Raw genomic sequence first — 18,078 nt, forward strand, 5'->3', positions numbered from 1 at the left:
ACCGGAGGGATGTCGGAATGGAGTGCTGGTGGACGGCATGTCGGTGCCCCCTGCTCGACGGTGGAAGTCCAGGGTCGAACAGCAGGTGACCCGTTAACCTCCGCCAAAGTGCGGAGATTGAGCCAAGGACCGCGCCAACGGACGAAGGGCCGGGGTCCTGGACGACGGTCAGGCGGGCGGATACCGGCGCGCCGCCTCAGCGGCGATCGCGCTGCGCTTTTTGGCATCGAGCTTGCGCAGGACATTGGTGATGTGGGATTGCACCGTCCGTGGGGAGACGAAAAGGCGTTCGGCGATCTGTCGGGTCGTCAGCCCGTCGCCGACCGCCCGCGCCACTTCCAGTTCCATCGGGGTCAAGCTCTCCCAGCCGACCGATGGCCTCCGCCGGCGGAGCTTGAGCGCGTGGCCGGCTACTGATTCTCCGAGAAAGTGCCGGATCGAGTCGATGGTCTCCCGTTGATCACCCAGCCAGTACATATGGTCGGAGCCGGGCAGTTCGCGAAAAGCGCAGCCGGGAACGTGTGCCGCGGCGTACCGCGCGCAGGTCACCGGGATCACCATGTCATCGGTTTGGTGAATGATGAGCGTGGGCACCCGTAGGTTCGCCAAGTCAGGTCGCACGTCGACGTCGAAGTGCATCATCAGCGAATTGGCAACTGCCCCGGGGCTGGCCGAATGTCGTTGGTATGCCGCCCACCAAGCCGCGAACCGCGGGTCGTCGACCGCGCTGGGCGCATACAGTGGCAACGACACACCCCTGCCCCATTCCTCCTGCCACACGTCGACGGCCATTTCCAGCAGGTCCCGCGGAATCCCCTCGGGAAAGTCCGGCGCGCTGGAGAAGCGAGGGGTGGTCCCCACCAGAATGAGTGCCGCCGCGCGGTCTGCGTGGGTGATGGCAAATCGAATGGCGGTCGCCCCGCCCTCGGACCAGGCGAAGAGTGCAGCCCGCCGACTTCCTGCGGCGTCCATCACCGTCCGGATGTCGGCGACCCGTTGGGCCAGCGATGGGGTGACATCGCCGGGATCGCGATCCGAGAGGCCCATTCCCCTCTTGTCGAATCCGATCACCCGGCTGAAGGTCCCGAGGTATCGGAGGAAGCGGGCCAGTGCCGGTTCTCGCCAACGTAGCTCCACATGGGAGATGAATCCGGGCACCATCACCAGGTCGACGGGGCCCTCGCCGGTCACCTGATACGCCAGGTGCACGCCGTCGTCGGTGACCGCGTAGCGCGTGTCGTCCATCAGCGATCCGGCCCGGATCGATCGAGCTGTCGCCGGCCGACTACGCGACGGGAAAAGTCGTGTCCATTCGGCCGGCATTCTCGCACATCACGAGAATCGCGCCCCGGTACCGCAGTAGATCTGGAAGGTGACCCCTGACGATCACTCGTCCCTGCAGGACGCCACGAATAGGATTCAGTTCCTGTCGAATCACCTGCTGCCAGACGGCGTACCTGGCGGTCAGTCGAATGCGCTCGACGGAGGCCGGATCCGGCGCCTTCAAGACCGAGTAGCTCGACCATCGTCCCTCCCGTCCGTTCAGCCGGATGAAACTCGGTCGACCTTTCGGACCGTCCTGGACGACGACACCGACCGTGCCCACCCATCCTTGTCCGGCCGCGCGGAAATCTGCGTCGTCGTTGGTCGACGAGACCCAAGCAGCCACCCACTCCGCACTGGGAAAGATCAGCATCGACTCTCACTATCCCAACGAAAGGGGTCAGACGATTCAATGGGCCCGAACAGCCTATCGCTGCCCAATGGTGGCATTCAGCCGCGCGCGCCCGGCAGCCATACGGTGAACACCGTCCGGCCGGGACGGCTGTCCACCGACACGCTGCCCCCGTGGGCGCCGACCACCGCGGACACGATGGCCAGACCCAACCCGGTCGAGCCGGCCGCCCGGGACCGGGACGAGTCGCCGCGGACGAACCGGCCGAAAATGTTCGGCTGGAGCGCGGCGGGGACGCCGGGCCCGTTGTCGGTCACGGTGATCACCGCGAACCGGCCCCCCGGGCCGGGCTCGGTCCGCACGCCGCAGGACACCACGGTGCCGGCCGGGGTGTGCGTGCGCGCGTTGGTCAGCAGGTTGACCAGCACCTGGTGCAGCCGGGCGCCGTCGCCGGTCATCGTGACCGGTTCCTGCGGCAGGTCCAGCAGCCAGCGGTGGGTCGGGCCCGCCACCCGGGCGTCGGACACCGCGTCGATCGCCAGCTTGGTCAGGTCGACATCCTCGGCGGACAGCGGCCGCCCGGAATCCAGGCGGGCCAGCAGCAGCAGGTCGTCCACCAGGGTGGACATCCGGGCCGACTCGGATTCGACCCGCCGCAGCGCATGGCTCACCGTCCCGGCGTCGTGTTCGTCCCGGCGGGCCAGTTCGGCGTAGCCGCGGATCGAGGCCAGCGGGGTGCGCAGCTCGTGCGAGGCGTCGGCCACGAACTGTCGCACCCGGGTCTCGGACTCCTGCCGTGACTCGAGCGCGCCCGAGACGTGCCCGAGCATCTGGTTCAGCGCCGCGCCGACCTGCCCGACCTCGGTGCGGGTGTCGGTGTCCCGGGCGGGTACCCGGACGCCGAGGTCGACCTCGCCCCGGTCCAACCGCAGCGTGGTGACCTGCCGTGCGGTAGCGGCGACCCGGTCCAACGGGCGCAGGGATCGCCCGACGATCCAGATGACGGCGAAGGCCCCGGCGACCAGCGCCACCCCGGTGACGATCAGCAGGATCATCGCCACCTGGAACAGCGAACCGTCGACCTGCGTGGTGGACAGCCCGCTGACCACCGTGACGCCGTTCTTGGTGGTGGCCATCACCCGGTAGCTGCCGTCCAGGCCGGGCAGCGCGACGGTCTGCGGGCTGCTGGTCGGGGCGAAGGCCAGCAGGGCGGCCTCGACCCCGGCACTGGCCGCCGTGCAGCCGTTCTTGTAGTCGGTCGTGGCGGCGCTGACGACCTCCCCGCCCCGGATGTAGGCCGTGACACTCGGTGGGCCGAACCCACCCCGCGGGCCGAAGCCGCAGGGCTCGGCGATGAACCGGGGCCCGTCCGGGCCCCCGGTGGCCGATTGGTTGGCCTGCGCCAGCTGGGTGTCCAGTTGCTTGGTCAGGTAGCGGGACAGGAACACCTCGGTGGTCACCCCGACGACGGCGCAGACCCCGACGATGAGCGCCACGATGCCGACCACGAGCTGGTTGCGCAGGGTCAGCGGCGCCCGCGGCCGGAACCACGCGCGCCGGGCGGGGGCCGAGTCGGCCGGCGGCCAGCGGATCGGCTGCGTGGTCGGGTCGCCGGTCGGCGGCTGGTCGACCAGAACGGCCGTGTCGTCGGTCGGCGAGTCAGGCGGCCGGCTTGAGGACATAACCGAAGCCCCTCATGGTGTGGATCATCGGTTCCCGCCCGGCGTCGATCTTCTTGCGCAGATACGAGATGTAGAGCTCGACGATATTGGCCTGGCCGCCGAAATCGTAGTTCCAGACCCGGTCCAGGATCTGCGCCTTGGACATCACCCGCTTGGGGTTGCGCATCAGGAAGCGCAGCAGCTCGAACTCGGTGGCGGTCAGGTTGATCAGGTCGTCGCCGCGTCGCACCTCCCGGGAATCCTCGTCGAGCACCAGGTCGCCGACCACGATCGTCGACGAGTCGGTGGTGAGCGCCAGGTGCGAGCGGCGGAGCAGGGCGCGCAGGCGCAGCACCAGTTCCTCGATGGAGAACGGCTTGGTGACGTAGTCGTCGCCGCCGGCGGTCAGGCCGGCGATGCGGTCGCTGACGTCGTCCTTCGCGGTGAGGAACAGCACGGGCATGCGTTCGATGTCCGCGCGTAGCCGGCGGAGCACCTCCAACCCGTCGATGTCGGGCAGCATCACGTCGAGGACCACCAGGTCGGGCCGGAATTCCCGCGCGGCGGCGATCGCGGACGTCCCGTCACCGGCGGTCCGCACCTGCCAGCCCTCATACCGCAGGGCCAGGCTGACCAGCTCGGACAGCGCCTGCTCGTCGTCGACGACCAGCACCCGGATGGGGCGGCCATCGGGTCCGCGCAGGGCCGCCCGTTCGGCCGGGGTGGCGGTGCTGGACAACGGGCTCGGTGCGGTCATGACTCGATCCTGGGCGTCCGCTGTGTGACCGCTCTAGGGCAGACCTGTGCGGTTCCTGTGCGATCAGGAGTCAGGTCAGGTACACCTGCCCGCCACTGACCGTCACCCCGCGTTCGGCGAGCGGGCGCAGCGCCGGACCGTTGATCACCGCGCCGGTGGCCACGTCGAAGCGCGACTGGTGGCACGGGCACAGGCCGCTCGCGCCGACCGTGCATCGCTGATGGGTGCACACCGCGGTGTGCGCGACGACCGTGTCGCCCGCGTACGCGAGGAGGTAGGCGTCCTCGTTCTCGCCGACGACGAGAGAGCCGGCCGCCTGGACCTCCGCGACCGATGCCACCGGGGTTCCGCTGGGCGCCGGCTCGGCCGGTCCCGCCGCGGCGCTCGGCGGAGCCGGCGTCGTCGCATCGGCGGTCGGCGGGGCGGGCGGGGTCGACGCCGAGGCTGCGGACGCGGCTCCCGCCGGAACGGAGGACGCGGATGGGCTGCCCGGGGCCGAACTCGGCGCGGCGGTGGTACCGGTCGCCGCGGTTCCGGAGGAACAGGCGGCCGCTGCGGCCAGGACGGCCGTTCCGGACACGGCGAACATGGTGCGGCGGGGGAGCGGGCGGGTCGGGTCGGACGGCACGGTCGTTTCCTCCAGGTCGGCGGTGGTCGAAGCGGGGGACATGGTGATCTTCACCTGCTTACTCGCCGGCGGACCTGTGAAGGTTCAAAGACTGCTCCACGTGTCCGGATGTGAACACGACTGGGCAAAGGCCAGGTCACAATTCGGCAACGTCCGCTTCGCGGCCGGGGAGGTGGCAAGTGGACCTTGCTAGATCGGTTCAGCATGAACGGCCCAGGTGAGCCGGTCTTTTCGCCACCCATTCCGTGGCGGGCGCCTGCTAAATCGAGTCGGGCAACGGGGTTTGCGCCGAGTTGCGTCATTGGTCACAGAGGTTTGTGATCGCTGGCACAACGTCCACACACGTCGGGGACCGTCCGGGTGCCCGGCCGCCGCCCATCCATCTCAGTGCAGAGGGGCACAGAATGCGTCGAATGCTCAAGGTTGGCCTGACGCTGGCCGCCGTCCCACTCGTGATCTCCGCGTGTAGCAGCGGGAGCAGTTCATCGAGCACCACCAGCGCCGCGGCCACCTCGGCCGCGTCCGGCGCGGCCAGCGGCTCGGCCGCGGCCACCGGCGGCGCCGCCGGCGGCAACAGCGCGTCCACCCTGGTCGTTTGGGCCGACAACTCGGCCAACACGGCCAAGGCGATCCAGCCGCTGTGCGAGAAGTGGGCGTCCGAGAACGGCGTCACCTGCCAGATGCGGTTGTTCAACGGTCCCAGCGACCTGCAGAACGCGCTGATCCAGGGCAACACCAGCGGCGACGTGCCCGACGTGTTCGAGGGACCGCACGACCAGATCGGCCGGTTCCAGCAGAACGGCATCCTGGCCCCGGTCGACCTGGGCGCCAACACCGACAAGTTCACCAAACCGGCCGTGCAGGGTGTCACCTACAACGGGTCCATCATGGGCGTGCCGTGGGCGACCGAGAACGTCGCACTGCTGACCAATAAGTCGCTGTCGCCGACCTGCCCGGCCACCATGGACGACGCCGTGGCCACCGCGAAGCAGCTGCAGGCCGCCGGCACCTCCGCGGCCGGCCTCGGCATCGGCCTGCAGATCAGTTCGACCGGTGACGGTTACCACTGGCAGCCGCTGTTCAGCGCCGACGGCGGGTACGCGTTCAAGCAGAACGCCGACGGCACCTTCGACCCGAAGGACATGGGCATCGGTAGTGCGGGTTCCATCGCCGCCGCCACCCGCCTGCAGCAGCTGGCCACCGAGGGCGTGATCGGGCCGAACGTGACGTTCGACAACGCCAAGGACGCCTTCAACGGCGGCAAGATGGCCTTCTGGATCACCGGTCCGTGGGCGATCCCGGACGCCAAGGCCGCGCTCGGCGACAACCTGATGGTCTGCCCGGTTCCCAACTGGGCGGGCAGCTCGAACGTCTCGCAGCCGTTCATCGGCGTGCGCGCGTTCTTCCAGCCGAACAACGCCAAGAACCCGGTGCTGGCCTCCACCTTCCTGTCCGACGAGGTGCAGACCACCGAGTTCATGGACGCGATGTACGCGGTCGATCCGCGCACGCCGGCCTGGATTCCGACGCTGGAGACGGCGTCCGCCGACGCGATCGTCAAGGCCTTCGGCGACTACGGCAAGAACGGCATCCCGATGCCCAACATCCCGCAGATGTCCAACGTCTTCGAGGACTGGGGTCTGGCCGAGTTCCAGGTGGCCAGCGGGGCCGATCCGACGACCACCATGACGAACGCGGCGAACTCGATCAATCAGCGCAACGCCAGCCTGAACTGACCGATACCACCGCTTCGAGAGGATCGACGGCGACATGACCGACACCGCTCCGGTGGTCCAGGACGAACGTGAGGCTCCGGCCTCCCGCTCGGTGGGCGCCGGCAACCTGATCATCAAGATCATTCTTGTGGGGCTGATCGACGCCCTGCTGATCTGGTGCCTCGCCCAGGCCTGGACCGCCGAGTGGTGGCCCGCGGTCGTGTTCTTCGCGATCGTGCTGATCGCCGTCAATGCCGTCTACTTCACCAAGGGCAACCTGCCGCTGAAATACCTGGTTCCCGGCCTGATCTTCCTGGTCGTGTACCAGCTGTTCACCATGTTCTTCACCGGCTACCTGTCGTTCACCAATTACGGCACCGGACATTTCGGGGACAAGGACGCGTCCATCGCGGCCATCCAGGCCAGCAACGTGGTGCCGGTGGAGGGCGGCCAGGAGTACGCCGTGGTGCCGATCGAGCAGGACGGCACGGTGTCCATGCTGGTCACCGACCCCACCACCGGGTCGGTGCGGATCGGCACCAACGAGGGCTTCACCGACGTGCCGGCCGGCGACGTCCAGCGCAACGGCGAGCAGGTGACCGGGGTGACCGGTTATCAGAGCCTGAACCTGGCCACCCTGTCCGGCAGCCCGGACCTCAAGGCGCAGTGGGACGCGCTGAACCCGCCGATCAACGCCGAGCAGGGCACCTACCTCCGAGCCATTTCGATCACCCGGGCCCGTGAGGCCAAGTCCGGGTTCGCGTATGACCAGGCGCAGGACGCCATGATCAACACCCAGACCAATGAGGTGTTCCCGGCCAACAACGACGACGGCGCCTTCGTCAATCAGGCCAGCGGGCAGAGCCTGAACCCGGGCTGGACGGTCGGCGTCGGCTTCGACAACTACGTGAAGCTGTTCACCGACGCGACCATCCGGTCGTCGTTCCTGCCGATCCTGTTGTGGACCTTCGCGTTCGCCGTCCTGACGACGTTCCTCAACTTCGCGCTCGGCCTGATCCTGGCGCTGATCCTGCAGGAACGCCGGATGCGCGGAAAGAGCATCTACCGGGTGTTGCTGATCATTCCGTACGGGCTTCCGGTCATCCTCACCGCATTGGTCTGGCAGGCCATGCTCAACTCCGACTTCGGCATCATCAACCAGATCCTGGGTGCCAATATCCAATGGTTGAACGACCCGTGGCTGGCCAAGTTCTCCGTCCTGTTCGTCAACCTGTGGATGGGCTTCCCCTACTTCTTCCTGGTCTGCTCGGGCGCGCTGACCGCGGTGCCGGCGGATCTGAAGGAGGCCGCGTTCGTCGACGGCGCCTCCAGCCGGTACGCCTTCCGCACGGTCGTGTTGCCGTTGTTGCTGGTGGCCACGGCGCCGTTGCTGATCACCACCTTCGCCTTCAACTTCAACAACTTCACCCTGATCAACCTGCTGACCGGCGGCGGGCCGTTCTCCGGCTCGACCATCAACGGCGGCGGCACCGACCTGCTGATCAACTACACCCTGCGGGTCGCCTTCAGCCCGGCGAACCAGCAGATGGGACTGGCTTCGGCCATCGCGATCCTCATCTTCGTGATCGTCGGCACGGTGTCGGCCTACGGCTTCCGGCTCACCCGCAGACTTGAGGAGATCGGACGATGAGCGTCGACACGTCCACCCCGGCGCCGGCCACGGAGACCAAGCTCAAGGCCGAGCGGATGCCGTTCGGTCGATGGATGCGCATCGTCGGCTGGCGGCACATCGTCGCGATCATCATGGTCATCTGGGCGCTCTTCCCGGCGCTCTATGTCATCAACCTGGCCTTCTCCGGGAGCAACTCGCTCAATGCCGCGTGTCCGTCCGACCGCACCGGGTTCTCCGCGCTGCTGTGCCTGGTGCCGAACAACCTCTCGCTGGACAACTTCACCGCGATCCTGACCAGCGACCAGTTCCCGTTCGCCATCTGGTTCCGCAACACCATCATCCTGGCCACCCTCAATTCCGCGCTGGCGCTGTTGATGGGAGCCTGCGCGGCCTTCGCGTTCAGCCGGTTGCGGTTCAAGGGCCGCCGGATGGGGCTGCTCACGCTGATGCTGGTGCAGATGTTCCCGGCCGTGCTCGCCCTGACCGCCATCTTCATCCTGCTGCAGTCCATCGGCGACGTCTTCCCGTTGTTCGGCCTGCGCAGCATCTGGGGCCTGTTGCTGGTGTACCTCGGTGGCGCGTTGGGCGTGAACACCTTCCTGATGAAGGGCTTCTTCGACACCATTCCGGTGGACATCGACGAGTCGGCGCGGATCGACGGCGCGGGTCACGTCAAGATCTTCTTCGGGTTGATCATGCGGCTGGCCCTGCCGATCCTGGTCGTGGTCTTCTTCGTCAGCTTCACCTCGACGTTCAACGAGCTGCCGATGGCTGCGCAGATCCTGCCGGACCCGGACAACACCACCCTCGCCGTTGGCCTGCGCAGCCTGGTCATCGACCCGCTGCGCCAGCAATGGGGCCTGATGGCGGCCGGTGGGTTGATTGCGGCCATCCCGATGCTGCTCGTCTTCGCGGTCACCCAGCGATCCCTGACCACCGGCCTGACCGCCGGCGCGGTCAAGGGCTGACCGACGTCCATCCCCTCGTCGACCCTGCGAACTCGCGAAACCTGGAGAGCCACATGGCACCCGTGGTACTGGACAAGATCAACAAGTTGTACGAGAACGGCTTCCATGCGGTCAAGGACCTGAGCATCGACATCGCCGACGGCGAGTTCCTGGTGCTGGTCGGCCCGTCCGGCTGCGGGAAATCCACCGCGCTGCGGATGGTGGCCGGGCTGGAGGACATTTCCACCGGCAACCTGCTGATCGGTGGCCGGCGGGTGAACGACGTCGACCCGCAGGGCCGGGACATCGCCATGGTGTTCCAGTCGTACGCGCTGTACCCGCACATGAGCGTGCGGGACAACATCGCCTACGGGCTCAAGCTGCGCAAGATGCCCAAGGACCTGATCGAGCAGCGGATCGCCAAGGCCGCCGACATGCTGGAGCTCACCCCGCTGCTGGACCGCAAACCCAAGCAGCTCTCCGGCGGCCAGCGGCAGCGGGTGGCGATGGGACGGTCCATCGTCCGGGAGCCGCAGGTGTTCCTGATGGACGAGCCGCTGTCCAACCTGGACGCCAAGCTCCGGGTGCAGATGCGGGCCGAGATCTCCGCCGTGGTCCGCTCCCTCAACACCACGACGCTCTACGTCACGCACGACCAGACCGAGGCCATGACGATGGGCGACCGGATGGCCGTGATGAAGGCCGGCATCCTCCAGCAACTTGGCACCCCCAGCGAGTGCTACGACACCCCGGTGAACATCTTCGTCGCCCAGTTCGTCGGCTCGCCGCCGATGAACCTGGTGATGGGTGAGATCGTCGATGGCCCCGATGGTCTGGCGGTCCGCAAGGGCGATGCCCTGATGAAGATCCCGGACTCGGTGGTGTCCGCCCGGCCCGCGCTGAAGTCCTACGCCGGCAAGAAGGTCGTCGTCGGGGTGCGCAGCGAGGACATGGAGGACGCCAGCCTGGCCCGGGACCCCGATTCCAACCGGCGGCTCAAGGGCAAGGTGACGTTGACCGAGGCCCTGGGGTCGGAGCTGGTCGTGCACTTCACCTTCCCCGGCGAGCGGGTGGAGACCGCGGACACCAAGCTGATCGCGAAGGAGAGCGGCGGCGACGAGATCCACGTCGGTCCCGAGCTGGGGGTGACCTGGGTGGCCTCGTTCGCCCCCCGCTCCCGGGTGCGGATGGGCGACGAGATCGAGGTGGCGGTCGACGTCGAGCGCGCCCACTTCTTCGATCCCGATACCTCGCAGGCCATCTGGACCTGATCCCGCGGAGAATCGATGCCCACCAAGCAGGGCGGGGTGCCCGGCGGTGAACCCGGCCCCCACCACGATGGATCATCCCGGTATGTCGGGGCGCAGACCCCGAGTTTCGGTGATCGGGTGCCGATTTCGGTGCGCGTGCCCTGGTCGGCCGGAGTCGACTCGGTCTGGCTGCGGGTGGTGGAGGACGCCGAACCTCGGTATCTCCGGGCCTCCCGGAGCGGCCAGGAAGAGGGGGAGGACTGGTACACCGCCGAGGTCACCGTGCACAACCCGGTCACCCTCTACCGGGTGCTGCTGGACCGCGGCCCGGCCGGCTACACCTGGCTGAACGGCTCCGGTGAGCACACCCGGGAGGTCGCCGACCGGCACGACTTCCGGCTCACCACCTACGATCCCGGTCCCGACTGGGGGCCAGATTCGGTGGTGTACCAGATCTTCCCGGACCGGTTCGGCCGGTCCCGGGACGCGCCGCACCGCGAGCTGCCCGACTGGGCGGTCCCGGCGGACTGGGACGACCCGGTGATCCATACCGGCCCGGACACGCCCCGGCAGTTCTACGGCGGCGATCTGGACGGGATCGTCGAGCACCTTGACCACCTCACCGATCTCGGCGCCACGGCCATCTACCTGACCCCGCTCTACCCGGCCCGCTCCAACCACCGGTACAACGCGACCAGCTTCGACGGAGTCGACCCGCTGCTCGGCGGCGATGCGGCCCTGGCCCGGCTGTCCGCCGCGGCCCACGCGCGGGGCATGCAGGTGATCGGTGACTTCACCACCAACCATTCGGGCGACGACCACGCGTGGTTCACCGCGGCCCGGGCGGGTGGGCCGGAGCGCGGCTTCTACTACTTCGACGATCGGGCCGAGACCGGTTTCGACGGGCACGGCAACTACGTCTCCTGGATGGACCACCCCAGCCTGCCCAAGTTCAACTTGGAATCCGCCGAACTCCGGTCCCGGCTGTTCGGGCCGGACGACTCCGTGGTCGCCCGATGGCTCCGTCCCCCGTTCGACCTGGACGGCTGGCGGATCGACGTGGCCAACATGACCGGTCGCTACGGACCGTTCGACCACGGCCACGACGTCGCCCGGGAGCTGCGGGCCACCCTCGACGCGGTGCGGCCGGGATCGGCATTGCTGGCCGAGCACTGCCACGACTTCTCGGCCGACCTGATCGGGGACGGCTGGCAGGGCGCGATGAACTACGCCGGCTTCACCCGGCCCGTCTGGAGCTTCCTGACCGCCACCGACAACGGGCTGGGCTTCCTGGGCATGCCGCAGCGGATCCCGCGCCGCGGCGGTGCCGACACGGTGGCCACGATGCGCGATTTCCTGGCCAGCACGCCGTGGAAGGTGGCGATCCGGCACTGGAACCTGCTGGCCTCGCACGACACCCCACGGTTCCGGACGGTGACCGGCGATCCGGCCCTGGTCCGGCTGGGGATCGGTCTGCAGATGACCTACCCCGGCGCCCCGATGATCTTCGCCGGCGAGGAGTTCGGCCTCGAGGGGGTGGACGGTGAGCACGCCCGGACGCCCATGCCGTGGGGCCGCCGGGAAACCTGGGACCGGGCCACGCTGGACGCGTTCCGCGAGCTGATCGCACTGCGCCGGGCGCACCCGGCGCTGCGCACGGGCGGGCTGCGGTGGGTCATCGAGACCGACGACGCGATCGGCTACCTGCGGGAGACCGCCGATGAGCGGCTCCTCGTCGTCGTGGCTCGCGCACCGTGGTCGGGGGCGACGCTGCCCGTCCGGCTGTGCCCGTCGAAGCCGGAAACCGTGTATGGCGGCGTCGACCTGGTCGCCTCGGAGCGGGTGATCGTCGTGCCCGGCGACGGTCCGGGCGTCGGCATCTGGCGACTGGCCTGAGCCGGATTGCGGCGCCGTCGTCGCGGCCATCGGCACGGGGGTGACGCCGGCGCACCGCCCTCGGGTGACCACGTGGCATCGCACACCCGGCCGGGGTTAATCTTGCGTGAGAACTATTTCTGACGGTCCTGACAACTTCTCCGTGCCGACGGGAGGCCGGTCGTGCCGGGTCGCACAACGTCCCAGGTCCAGGTGCGGACCGTGCACGGGCACGAGCGTGCCTACGTGCTGGCCGGTCGCGGCCCCGCGCTGCTCCTGCTGCACGGCGTCGGCTGCGACCACCGGACCTGGGATCCGGTCATCGACCGGCTGGCCGCGCGGTACACCGTGATCGCCCCCGACCTGCTGGGCCACGGGCGGTCCGGGAAGCCGCGGGCCGACTACAGCCTCGGCGGGTTCGCCAACGGCATGCGGGACCTGCTCGCGATCCTGGGCATCGACCGGGTCACCGTTGTCGGCCACAGCTTCGGTGGCGGCGTCGCGATGCAGTTCGCCTACCAGTTCCCGCAATTCGCCGAGCGGCTGGTGATGGTCGCGCCCGGCGGTCTGGGCCGGGAGGTCAATCCGATCCTGCGGGGGCTCACCCTGCCGGGTGGAGGTGCCGCGCTCGCGGTGGCGGCGGCACCGCCGGTGCGCGCCGCGCTGCAACTGGTCGGCGGCCGGGCCCACGCCATCGGGCTGCCCGGCACGGCCGACATCCCCGGGGCCCTTGGCGTCCTGCGGGGAAAGTCCGATCCGGCCGAGCGGGACGCCTTCCTGCACGTGCTGCGCGGGGTGCTCGACTGGCGCGGCCAGGTGGTGGGCATGCTTGACCGGGCCTACCTCGCCCAGGAGATGCCGACCTGCGTGGTCTGGGGGTCGCGAGACACCGTGCTGCCGGTGGCGCACGCGCAGCGGGCGCGGCAGGCCATTCCCGGGGCGCGCATCGAGGTGATCCGCGAGGCCGGTCATTTCCCGCACGAGGACTTCCCGGAGCGATTCGCCGAGATCCTGAACGACTTCATCGCATCGACCACCCCGTCGACCTACGACGCCAAGAAGTGGCGGCGGGCGCTGCGCCGCGGCCGGGCCGGTCACGCCGCGCGGGTCGGGCTCCGGGTCCCGCCCGACGGTGCCGCCGCCATCCCGGCCGACCTCGTCCGGTCGCCCGCGGTGGCCCGGACGGCCGGCTGAGGCGTCAGCGCGGTGGCCCCACCGAGTCCCGCAGGCGCACCGGCATCGGTACCAGATGCAGGGTCGCCGGGGTGTCGGGAGTCAGCAGAAGCTCGATCGACAGCCGGCCCATCTCGAAGTACGGGATGGCCACGCTGGTCAGCGCCGGCCGCAGCCAGCCGGCGAGATCGGAGTCGTCGAAGGAGATCACCGAGACGTCCTGCGGCACCTGCCAGCCGAATTCCTGGACGGCCTGATACACCCCGAACGCGATGCGGTCGTTGAGGCAGATGAACGCGCTGGGCCGGGCACCCGTGGTCAGGTACCGGGAGACCGCGCGGTAGGCGTGGTCGGGCCACCACAGGCAGTCGACGAAGTCGGCCAGGTCAGTGCCCTGGGCCACGAGCACCTCGCGGATGCCCGCGAGCCGTTCCTCGCCGGCAACGGCCTGTGCGGTGTGCTCGCCGACCAGCACCACACGGTCGCGGTGTCCGTGGTCGATCAGTTCCCGGGCGACCGACCGACCGGCCTCGGTCTCGTCGGGGACCACGGCCGGCAGGCGCTTACCGCGGGTGTAGGCGTTCATCAGCACCACGGGGTGCCGGCGCAGGACCGCCGGAATTCGGACGACCTGGGTGTACATGGACGCGTGCACGAACCCGCCGACGCCGCGGTCGATCATGCCCTGGATGATGCTGCGCTCCACCTCGGGATCGCCGCCGGTCTCGCCGACGAACAGCAGATGCTCGTGCTGCAGGGCGCTGGTCAGGGCGCCGCGAACCGCTTCACCGGCGAACATCTCGCTGGCGATCTGGTCCGAGAGCAGCCCGATGGTCTGGGACGAATTGGTCCGCAGGCTCCGGGCCAGCAGGCTGGGCCGGTAGTTCAGCTCGCGCGCGGCCTGCCGGACCCGGCCCTCGGCGTCCGCCGAGATCCGCATGTCGCGGCGCCCGCTGAGCACGAACGACGCCGTCGTCCGGGACACTCCGGCCCGTTCCGCCACCTCCCGGAGAGTGACCCGGGGTGCCGGGCCGGGAGGCAGTGGCGGTTGCGTCATTCGCGCCGCCCCGTCGTCACCACTACCACCCTCTGCCCGGAATCGATCGGTCGCCCGCAGGGCGCCGCTTCCACATCCGAGCCTAATCGGCATTCATTTCAAAATGTGATCGTGCGAGGACTTTCCCCCCATTGATCGGCGGACCGGCGGGCGGGCCGGTGTCGGCACGGGCGTCAATCGTCATCCGCGGGCGGCGGCACGCAGAGCACCGGCCGGCTCGACCAGTGCAGCAGCTTGTGCGGGGTGGAGCCGAGAATGGCGCTGCGCAGTGGGCTCTCACCGTAGGTGCCGACGACGATCAGCCGAGCGTCCCGCGCGTCGGCGACGTCGAGCAGGGCCTGGGCCGGCTTCTCCTGCACCAACTCGACCTCCGCGGTGACGCCCGCCGCCCGCGCCGCCGCGGTGGCGTCGGCCAGCGCCCTGCGCCCCCGCTCGGCCAGCGCGTCGGCGTGCGCGGTGAACTCCTCACCCATGCGGCTCGGCGGTGCGTCCGCGTAGACGACGACCAGGGTCTCGTTCATCCGCCCGGCGATGTCCACCGCCTGCTCCAGCGCCCGCCGGGCGCCCGGGGACTCGTCGTAGCCCAGCACGATCGTCATCGGCCCGCTCCTTCATCGGGGTCGCCCGGGTGCGCGCCGCCGGCCGCCAGGACCGGGTCGGCCACACCGGGCTTCTCCTGCCAGTACCGACCGTCGTGGAACCGCCAGAACACCATGAAGATGACGCCGACGACGAAGATGAAGATGCCGATGACCAGCGGCGGCCCGACGCCGAGCCAGGCGACGCCGGAGTAGGAGTTCGCCGGGTCGGACATGTCGATGATCGACTCGACCAGCAGCCAGAACAGCAGGATCGCGCCGATCACCGGGCCGACCCCGATGAGCACGAAATTCCGTGCGCTCTTGGTCAGCTCGCGGCGGTAGTAGATCGCGCAGGCCAGGCCGGTGAGCGCGTAATAGAAGGCGATCAGCAGGGACAGCGCGGTCAACGAATCGAACAGGGCGTTCTCGGACAGCAGGTTGACGACCAGATACCAGACGGTCGCGATGACGGCGACCGTCCAGGTGGACACGTCCGGGGTGCGGAACCGCGGATGGATGTGCGCCAGGGCCCTGGGCATCGCGTGCCGGCGGGCCATCGACAGGCCGGTCCGGGACGCCGGGATGATCGTCGTCTGGGTGGACGCGATGGCCGAGGTGGCCACCGCCAGCAGCACGATCCACGACCAGCCGCCCATCGCGCTGTCGGCCAGCGTGCCGAAGATGCCCTCCTCCTCGCTGGCGTTCTCGGCGAGAAAGTCGACGCCGGCGTAGGCGACGACCGCGATGGCCACCGACACGTAGGTGACCAGCAGCACGACGGTGGAGACGATCGCGGCCCGGCCCGGGGTGGTCGAGGCGCCCTCCGTCTCCTCGTTCAGGTTGACCGCGGACTCCCACCCCCAGTAGGCGAACACGCCGAGCAGCAGGCCGCTGGTCAGGGCCGCCCCACCCGCGCCGAACGGGTTGACCCAGGACAGCTCCGGAATGAGCGAGTCGTACTCGCTGGTGCCGTTCAACGCGGCGGTGAGCGCGACGATCGCGAAGATCAGCAGCGCCCCGACCTGGGCCAGGATGAGCACGTCCTGCAGCCGCGCGGACAGTTCGGTGCCGATGACGCAGATGGCGGTCATCAGGAAGATCAGCGCGATGGTGAGGATCTGCACCACCCACGGGTTGTCCACCAGGTCGTCCAGGCCGAAGGTGAGCAGCAGGTAGGTGACGCCGACGTTGGCCAGCGAGCCGACGATCAGCACGCCGGTCATGCCGATCGCCCAGCCGCCGAGCCAGCCGAACCACGGGCCCATCGCCCGGGTCACCCAGGAGAAGGTGGTCCCGCAGTCGGAATCGACCCGGTTGAGGTAGTAGAACGCCGAGGCGATGAGCAGCATCGGCACGAACGAGGCGAGCATGATGCCGGGCGCGTACACCCCGACCAGGGCGACGACGGGACCGATGATCGCGGCGAGGGAGTAGGCCGGGGAGGTGGCCGCCAGGCCGATGGACATCGAACTGACGAAGCCGATCGCCCCGGCCTTCAGGGTTGCCTCCGGTTCCCCCGCCGGACTGGACTGCGGATCGGCCGGCTCGGTGCTGCCCACTACGACTCCCTCGCCGGGGCGCTCGCAGGCTCCGCGCCCCTCCATCGGGAGTCGTCGCAGTGCCCATGGTTCGCTCGGCGGTCCCGAGCCCGCCCGCCCACCCTGCTCATCGGGCGCCTCCTGGGGTCCTTGCCCTTGCGGGCGCCGGTGGAGCCAAAGCCTGATAATGGCACCCGCGCGACCCATTTGCTGGCTCGATCGTTTCTGTCCGTGAAATTTCGCGTGAAGAGGGTGCCTCCATGCGGGTGCTACTGGTCGGAGCGGGTGGAGTCGGCGGGGCCATCGCCCTGATCGCAGCCCGTCGGACGTTCTTCGAGGCGATGATCGTCGGCGACTACGACGGCGACCGGGCGGCAACGGTGGCCGCGTCGACCGGAGACCGGCGGTTCACCTCCGTTCGGGTCGATGCCGCCGACCGGGGGCAGGTGGCAGCGCTGATCGCCGAGCACCGCTGCGACACGCTCGTCAACGCCACCGACCCGCGGTTCGTCATGCCGCTGTTCCACGCCGCGCTGGCCGCCGGCATCGACTACCTGGACATGGCGATGTCGCTGTCCCGGCCGCACCCCACCGAGCCGTACGCGAAAACCGGCGTGATGCTCGGCGACGAGCAGTTCGCGCTGGCCGGTGAGTGGGAGTCCGCCGGCCGGCTGGCGCTCGTCGGCATCGGCATCGAACCGGGGATGGCCGATGTGTTCGCCCGGTACGCCGCCGACGAGCTCTTCTCCACGATCGACGAGATGGGCGTGCGGGACGGATCGAACCTGACCGTGGCCGGCTATGACTTCGCCCCGAGCTTCTCCATCTGGACCACCATCGAGGAGTGCCTGAACCCGCCGGTGATCTACGAGAAGGGCCGCGGCTGGTTCACCACACCGCCGTTCAGCGAACCCGAGGTGTTCGACTTCCCCGACGGCATCGGCCCGGTCGAGTGCGTCAATGTCGAGCACGAGGAGGTGGTGCTGATGCCCCGCTGGATCGACGCGGACCGGGTCACCTTCAAGTACGGGCTCGGCGAGGAGTTCATCGAGGTGCTCCGGGTGCTGCACAAGCTCGGCCTGGACCGTACCGAGCCGGTCCGGGTGGGCGCCGTCGAGGTCTCGCCGCGCGACGTGGTCGCCGCGGTGCTGCCCGACCCGGCGCGGCTCGGCGAGAAGATGTCCGGCAAGACCTGCGCGGGCCTGTGGGTCAAGGGCATCGGAAAGGACGGCGCCCCCCGCGAGGTGTACCTGTACCACGTCGTGGACAACGAGTGGTCGATGCGCGAGTACGGGGCCCAGGCCGTGGTCTGGCAGACCGCACTCAATCCCGTCGTCGCCCTCGAGCTGATCGCCGCCGGCACCTGGTCCGGGGCCGGGGTCCTCGGACCCGAGGCGCTGCCGCCTCAGCCGTTCCTCGACCTGGTCGACGAGTACGGCGCCCCCTGGGGGATACGCGAGCAGTGACCCCCGGGGCCCCTGCCCGCGCGGATCAACTCCGCCGGCGCGGCTCAACCCGTCGACTCCCGGCCCACTCGTCCCATTCGGTGCGAGTTGATCCGCGCGGGGGACCCATGCGGACGATCGGT

General features: G+C 69.2%; 15 protein-coding genes. 7 read left to right on the top strand and 8 right to left on the bottom strand.

Going from position 1 to position 18,078, the window contains the following annotated elements; translation table 11 throughout:
* Window positions 1-168: 168 nt before the first annotated feature.
* From ACILSK_RS16715 to ACILSK_RS16735, 5 genes are all read right to left on the bottom strand, one after another.
* Window positions 169-1,245: an alpha/beta fold hydrolase gene (locus ACILSK_RS16715; RefSeq protein ID WP_395728306.1), complete on the bottom strand. Its 1,077-nt coding sequence runs from the start codon at window positions 1,243-1,245 to the stop codon at window positions 169-171.
* A 40-nt stretch (window positions 1,246-1,285) separates the two neighbouring features.
* Entirely contained in the window at window positions 1,286-1,696 is a 411-nt protein-coding gene (locus tag ACILSK_RS16720) for a hypothetical protein (RefSeq protein WP_395728307.1), read from the bottom strand.
* Between the two features lie 77 nt (window positions 1,697-1,773).
* Complete coding sequence (locus ACILSK_RS16725; protein ID WP_395728308.1) at window positions 1,774-3,357, bottom strand: sensor histidine kinase; 1,584 nt, start codon at window positions 3,355-3,357, stop codon at window positions 1,774-1,776.
* The gene (locus tag ACILSK_RS16730; protein ID WP_395728309.1) at window positions 3,335-4,093 is read right to left on the bottom strand and encodes a response regulator transcription factor; all 759 of its coding nucleotides are present in this window, start codon (window positions 4,091-4,093) and stop codon (window positions 3,335-3,337) included. Before ACILSK_RS16730 ends, ACILSK_RS16725 begins: the two co-directional genes overlap by 23 nt.
* A 70-nt stretch (window positions 4,094-4,163) precedes the next feature.
* Complete coding sequence (locus ACILSK_RS16735) at window positions 4,164-4,763, bottom strand: Rieske (2Fe-2S) protein (RefSeq protein ID WP_395728310.1); 600 nt, start codon at window positions 4,761-4,763, stop codon at window positions 4,164-4,166.
* 371 nt (window positions 4,764-5,134) lie between these two features.
* On the opposite strand from ACILSK_RS16735, the gene ACILSK_RS16740 reads away from it, so the two are divergent.
* The 6 genes from ACILSK_RS16740 (at window position 5,135) to ACILSK_RS16765 (ending at window position 13,335) form a co-directional block, all read left to right on the top strand.
* Window positions 5,135-6,457, top strand: coding sequence for an extracellular solute-binding protein (locus ACILSK_RS16740; RefSeq protein ID WP_395728311.1), 1,323 nt, complete (start codon window positions 5,135-5,137; stop codon window positions 6,455-6,457).
* Between the two features lie 34 nt (window positions 6,458-6,491).
* Entirely contained in the window at window positions 6,492-8,087 is a 1,596-nt protein-coding gene (locus ACILSK_RS16745) for an ABC transporter permease subunit (protein WP_395728312.1), read from the top strand.
* Window positions 8,084-9,037, top strand: a complete 954-nt coding sequence (locus tag ACILSK_RS16750; protein WP_395728313.1) for a sugar ABC transporter permease — start codon at window positions 8,084-8,086, stop codon at window positions 9,035-9,037. The genes ACILSK_RS16745 and ACILSK_RS16750 overlap by 4 nt, the downstream gene beginning before the upstream one ends.
* Window positions 9,038-9,090: 53 nt before the next feature.
* Window positions 9,091-10,287: an ABC transporter ATP-binding protein gene (locus ACILSK_RS16755; protein ID WP_395728314.1), complete on the top strand. Its 1,197-nt coding sequence runs from the start codon at window positions 9,091-9,093 to the stop codon at window positions 10,285-10,287.
* Between the two features lie 15 nt (window positions 10,288-10,302).
* Entirely contained in the window at window positions 10,303-12,162 is a 1,860-nt protein-coding gene (locus ACILSK_RS16760) for a glycoside hydrolase family 13 protein (protein WP_395728315.1), read from the top strand.
* Between the two features lie 162 nt (window positions 12,163-12,324).
* A complete protein-coding gene (locus ACILSK_RS16765) occupies window positions 12,325-13,335 on the top strand; it encodes an alpha/beta fold hydrolase (RefSeq protein WP_395728316.1) in 1,011 nt (336 codons plus the stop codon).
* Window positions 13,336-13,339: 4 nt separating this feature from the next.
* Here the strand turns inward: ACILSK_RS16765 and ACILSK_RS16770 are convergent, their stop codons facing one another.
* From ACILSK_RS16770 to ACILSK_RS16780, 3 genes are all read right to left on the bottom strand, one after another.
* Window positions 13,340-14,317 (bottom strand): LacI family DNA-binding transcriptional regulator, encoded by a 978-nt coding sequence (locus tag ACILSK_RS16770; RefSeq protein ID WP_395728317.1) that lies wholly within the window; start codon window positions 14,315-14,317, stop codon window positions 13,340-13,342.
* A 227-nt stretch (window positions 14,318-14,544) separates the two neighbouring features.
* Window positions 14,545-14,970, bottom strand: a complete 426-nt coding sequence (locus ACILSK_RS16775) for a universal stress protein (protein WP_395728318.1) — start codon at window positions 14,968-14,970, stop codon at window positions 14,545-14,547.
* The gene (locus tag ACILSK_RS16780) at window positions 14,967-16,418 is read right to left on the bottom strand and encodes an APC family permease (RefSeq protein ID WP_395728336.1); all 1,452 of its coding nucleotides are present in this window, start codon (window positions 16,416-16,418) and stop codon (window positions 14,967-14,969) included. The genes ACILSK_RS16775 and ACILSK_RS16780 overlap by 4 nt, the downstream gene beginning before the upstream one ends.
* Before the next feature lie 332 nt (window positions 16,419-16,750).
* Here ACILSK_RS16780 and ACILSK_RS16785 point away from each other — a divergent pair, with 332 nt between their 5' ends.
* On the top strand, window positions 16,751-17,956 hold the full coding sequence (locus ACILSK_RS16785) for a saccharopine dehydrogenase family protein (RefSeq protein WP_395728319.1): 1,206 nt from the start codon (window positions 16,751-16,753) through the stop codon (window positions 17,954-17,956).
* Window positions 17,957-18,078 lie beyond the last annotated feature (122 nt).

The organism is Nakamurella sp., from assembly GCF_044224575.1.
GTDB lineage: Bacteria > Actinomycetota > Actinomycetes > Mycobacteriales > Nakamurellaceae > Nakamurella.